This window comes from Thermanaeromonas sp. DSM 22490 (assembly GCF_056378755.1).
The window spans coordinates 1-4070 of the sequence record NZ_JBJHHE010000048.1 but is presented as its reverse complement, the minus strand read 5'-3'; the positions used below and the strand labels follow the sequence as shown (position 1 = coordinate 4070).

Sequence of the window (4070 nt, the reverse complement as noted above, 5' to 3'; positions counted from 1 at the left end):
AGTGGAAGTAACCGCTGCTAATGTTTATGACGGCGAGGCAGCCAAAAGCCTAATAGACCAGCAGCCCGAGGGACGAATAAGGTGGACCCCTTTGTCAAGACACGAATTTAAAAATTTTAAGCGTGGAAAGATAAACCTAATATGGTGAATAGTGGCGTGGAACGGTTTATAGACAAATTTTTCAGATTCCAGATTTGGCATAATATGTCTTAGCCCTTTCCATAGTAGACTTCTGCCGGCGTCCTGTATCCTAAGGACTGGTGAGGCCGGCGGTAGTTGTAAAACTCTAGATACCGAGAGATACCTTGCCTGGCTTCACGGGGACTTTCATATTCGTTGAGATAGACTTCTTCGTATTTAAGGCTCCGCCAGAGGCGTTCGGTGAAGATGTTGTCGGTAGCCCGGCCTCTCCCGTCCATGCTAATCCTTATACCTGCTCCTTCTAGGAGCTTTATGTAGTCCGGGTCGGTAAACTGAGCTCCCTGATCGCTATTCATTATCTCTGGCTTGGCTTTAGCAATTGCTTCTTTTACCGCAACTAATACAAAGGCTGTCTCTAAACACTGGTCCAGGGCCCAGCTTACCACAAAGCGGGAGTACCAATCCATGATGGCCACCAGGTACATCCATCCCCGGACTAGCCGGATGTAGGTGATGTCTATACCCCAGACCTGGTTGGGATAAGTAATGGGAAGGCCCCGCAGCAAGTAGGGATATACTCGATGCTCATGGTTTCTTCTGCTTAAGTTAGCCTTGGGATAAATAGCGGCTATACCCATTTCCCGCATGTGTCGCTGGACGGCTTTGCGGTTGACTAAGAATCCCTCCCTTCGAAGCTGGGCCGTAATGCGCCTGGAACCGTAAAAGGGAAACTCGGTGTATATTTCGTCGATGCGGTGCTTTATGGCAATTTCTTCTGGGGAAGGGGGCACTGGGTGATAGTATAAGCTAGAGCGGTTTAGGCTTAAAAGCTCCGCTTGCTTTTTGATAGATAGTTCTGGATGCCCCCATTCCACCAAACCCAGGCGCTCATCCCGGCTAAGCTCAGAGGCCACTCTTTTTTTTAAGCCAGGTAAGCTCAGTGGTTAAACGACCGACTTCTGCGTAGAGGTCTTGGATTTTCTTCTCGTATTCGGATTTCATGTTCTCTATGCTTTTCGTTTCATCAGTAAAGAGGGAAGGCAGTTTCTCTACTACCGTATTTCTCCACCGGTTTAAGACAGAGGGGTGGATGCCATATTCAGAAGCGATTTGGGCAATGGATTTTTCTTCCTTGAGAATTTCCAGTACGATTTTAGCTTTAAGCTCGGCTGGATATTGTTTCCTAGTACCCATTCTGACGCTTAGGACCCCCATTTTCCGTGTCTAGTTTTCTGGGTCCATTATACTGGAGGTAGCCTTAGAAAAGTTGGAAAAACGTTTTGGCCTGCGCCGGGTGATTATCGTCGCCGACCGGGGGATTAACAGCAAGCTCAATTTAAAGCGCATAGTGGAACGGGGCTACAGCTACATCTTTGCCGCCCGTATCAAAAGCATGAAGAAAGAGATTACTGATATGATATTAGACGAAAACGGCTACCAGGAGATAAAGGACGAGGAAGGAGAAGTTATCCGCTACAAAGTTATCGAGTACGTAAACGAATTCGCCGCCGAGGGGAAGAAATGCAAGTTACCCGAAAAACTAATCGTCACCTACTCCAGCCGGCGGGCGGAAAAAGACCGGGCCGACCGGGAAAGGTTAATTGAGAAAGCCCAAACCCTTTTAGAAAGCAAGGCCCAAATCCGGGCCGGCAACAAACGCGGTGGTAGGAAATACCTCAAAGAAGTTAACTGCACCGGGACATGGATACTAGACGAAGAAGCAATTAACCGGGACCAACAATTTGATGGCTATTACGGCATCCAGACCAGCGAGAAAGAAATGAGTGCCCGGGACATTCTGGATGCTTACCACAACCTGTGGCGGATTGAAGAATCTTTCCGGGTCATGAAAAGCACCCTGGAAGTACGGCCGGTTTTCCACTGGACCGAAAGGCGGATTAAGGGACACTTTGTAATCTGTTTCCTTGCCTTTCTACTCGAACGTACCTTAGAATTCAAGCTCCGGCAAGCCGGAGAAAATGCCTCACCAGAAAAGATCAGGGAAGCATTAAACTCCCTCAATTTTGTCGAGGTAGAGATCGAAGGGGAAGCGTTCTTCATCAAAACCCAGAGTAAAGAGTTGAGCAAAAAGATCTTGCGCCTGATGCGGATTGCACCGCCGACAAATGTAACCCGTGTGGAAGACTTTGCTACCCGCTGGCAGGGCCAGCTGTAGTGGCAAAATGCACACTTCATTTTCTTTTTTTCTAGGGTTTATGCGGCTTCCAGGGTTTTTACTGATAAAGTCAGGTCCTCCTTACCGCTGCCGAACTCCACCTACTGGCTCCTACACCCTGATGCTAATAATTGGGATTTAGTATTGCTAACTTAGCAGCTAATCTTGGTCATTGGCTAATTTTTAAGCAGTCTGGGCAAGTTCTCGTTCTTGTTTTACCTGCCAGGCTATCGCCCACATAAAACCTAGCAACTCCCGCGCTACCGCTACTACTGCTACTTGTTTCATTTTGCCCCTTCCTGTTAAACGGCGGAACTTTAAATTAAGCCGGTGTTGTGCCTGCCAGGAGATAGCCTTTACCTTCTCCGATTGTCCTTCTTGTCGTTTCTTGAGCCCATAACCTACGGCCGGTATTCTCTGGTAATGCCAGGCGGCTTCGACTACTGCCCTGCGTGTGTGGGCGTTACCTGATTTGGTGATAGCACCTTGACGCCGCTTGCCGTTACTGGAGTATTCGCTGGGAACCAGGCCGGCATAGGACATGAGCTCCTTAGGTGAATCAAAGCGTGTTAGATCCCCTACTTCGGCTACTACTGTAGCTGAGGTGATCAGAGCTACTCCTCGTAGGCACTGCAGGGCTTTGATAACTGGCGCCTGGTCACTTTCTTCGGCCAGTGCGGCTATCTCTCTTTCCAGACGCTCTGCCATGGCTTCGGCTTCTTCCAAAGCGTGAAGGTATTCTTTGAGCATTATTGCCTGTCCGGGTTGGTTGAACCGAATACTGTTTAGCCACTGGCGATATTTGACAGTCCAGGCTTTTACTCCTGCTGGTGGCCTTAAGTCTAGGCGTAATAGCAGTTTGCCGATCTGGTTCTTTTTGCGTAGAATATCTTCCTTGGCGTCTTCATAGGCACGGGTCAGGTCGCGCAAGGCTTCCTCTTTTTCATCCGGTACCCACACCGGCGTTAATTCGCCGCTCCGTAGTAAGCGCGCCAACTTCCTGGCATCCCGTCGGTCGGTCTTTACTCGTTCTCCCGGTCTTTGCGGTATTAAGGACGGGGCTACTACCAGACAGTTAACTCCCATGGCTTTGAGCTGCCGGTAGATCCCATAACCGCAGGGACCAGCCTCGTAACAGAATAATAGCTTTTCTACCGGTTGCCTTAAGCGCCGCACCAATTTGGCTATCGCTTCGGGTTCATTGGCGATGCTACCCAGGTTTTCTGCTTCTTCACGTCCCGCTTTGGCAATGGCTACGGAAATGCTATCCTTGTGAACATCCAGCCCTACATATGTGCTATAATTCATCTTGCCAGCCTCCTTAGCTTGTAGCTCTGTATTGGTCTCTATTGTACCAATATAATCTACGTATCGCTACTGTGGGGCTGGCCCTTCCATTATGTCTAAGAAAAACTTAGTAGAGGGAGAAGAAAAAGAAAACATCGAGCCTCCGGTTCGCTATATCCTCTGCTACAATCCTCTCAAAGCCCAAGAGGATTATGAATTTCGGGTCCAAGCTATAGAAGAAGCCAGGATAAAATTGCAAGAGCTTGAAAGAGTGGTTGGCGGGGGAAACCCCGCGGCGGGGGCGCGAGCCTGCCGCCAAAGGAGTCATGCTTAAAGTAGCTGCTATCCTTAACAAGAAAGGCCTGGCTTCAATTTTTGATATTACTTATAAGCGTTGTGAAAAACTCATTTTAATTAGCAGGTATTAGCATATCGACATCGAAAATAGTAATGACATCTACTTTGC

The 4070-nt window shown here is 48.5% G+C and carries 2 protein-coding genes and 2 pseudogenes; 2 read left to right on the top strand and 2 right to left on the bottom strand.

The window, feature by feature from the left end; all coding sequences use genetic code 11:
* Positions 1–209: 209 nt before the first annotated feature.
* Positions 210–1335 (bottom strand): IS3 family transposase gene (locus AC1BI1_RS15100; protein WP_476718133.1). Its coding sequence is split into 2 segments (ribosomal slippage): positions 210–1067 and positions 1069–1335, totalling 1125 coding nucleotides; the frame shifts between segments, so codons are not numbered across the junction.
* 52 nt (positions 1336–1387) lie between these two features.
* Between AC1BI1_RS15100 and AC1BI1_RS15095 the strand changes: the two are divergent.
* Positions 1388–2317, top strand: a pseudogene (locus tag AC1BI1_RS15095) (IS1634 family transposase); the annotation flags it as partial.
* A gap of 183 nt (positions 2318–2500) precedes the next feature.
* Here the strand turns inward: AC1BI1_RS15095 and AC1BI1_RS15090 are convergent.
* Positions 2501–3625: an IS110 family RNA-guided transposase gene (locus tag AC1BI1_RS15090; RefSeq protein WP_476718132.1), complete on the bottom strand. Its 1125-nt coding sequence runs from the start codon at positions 3623–3625 to the stop codon at positions 2501–2503.
* Positions 3626–3722: 97 nt separating this feature from the next.
* Between AC1BI1_RS15090 and AC1BI1_RS15085 the strand changes: the two are divergent.
* Positions 3723–3993, top strand: a pseudogene (locus AC1BI1_RS15085) (IS1634 family transposase); the annotation flags it as partial.
* Positions 3994–4070 lie beyond the last annotated feature (77 nt).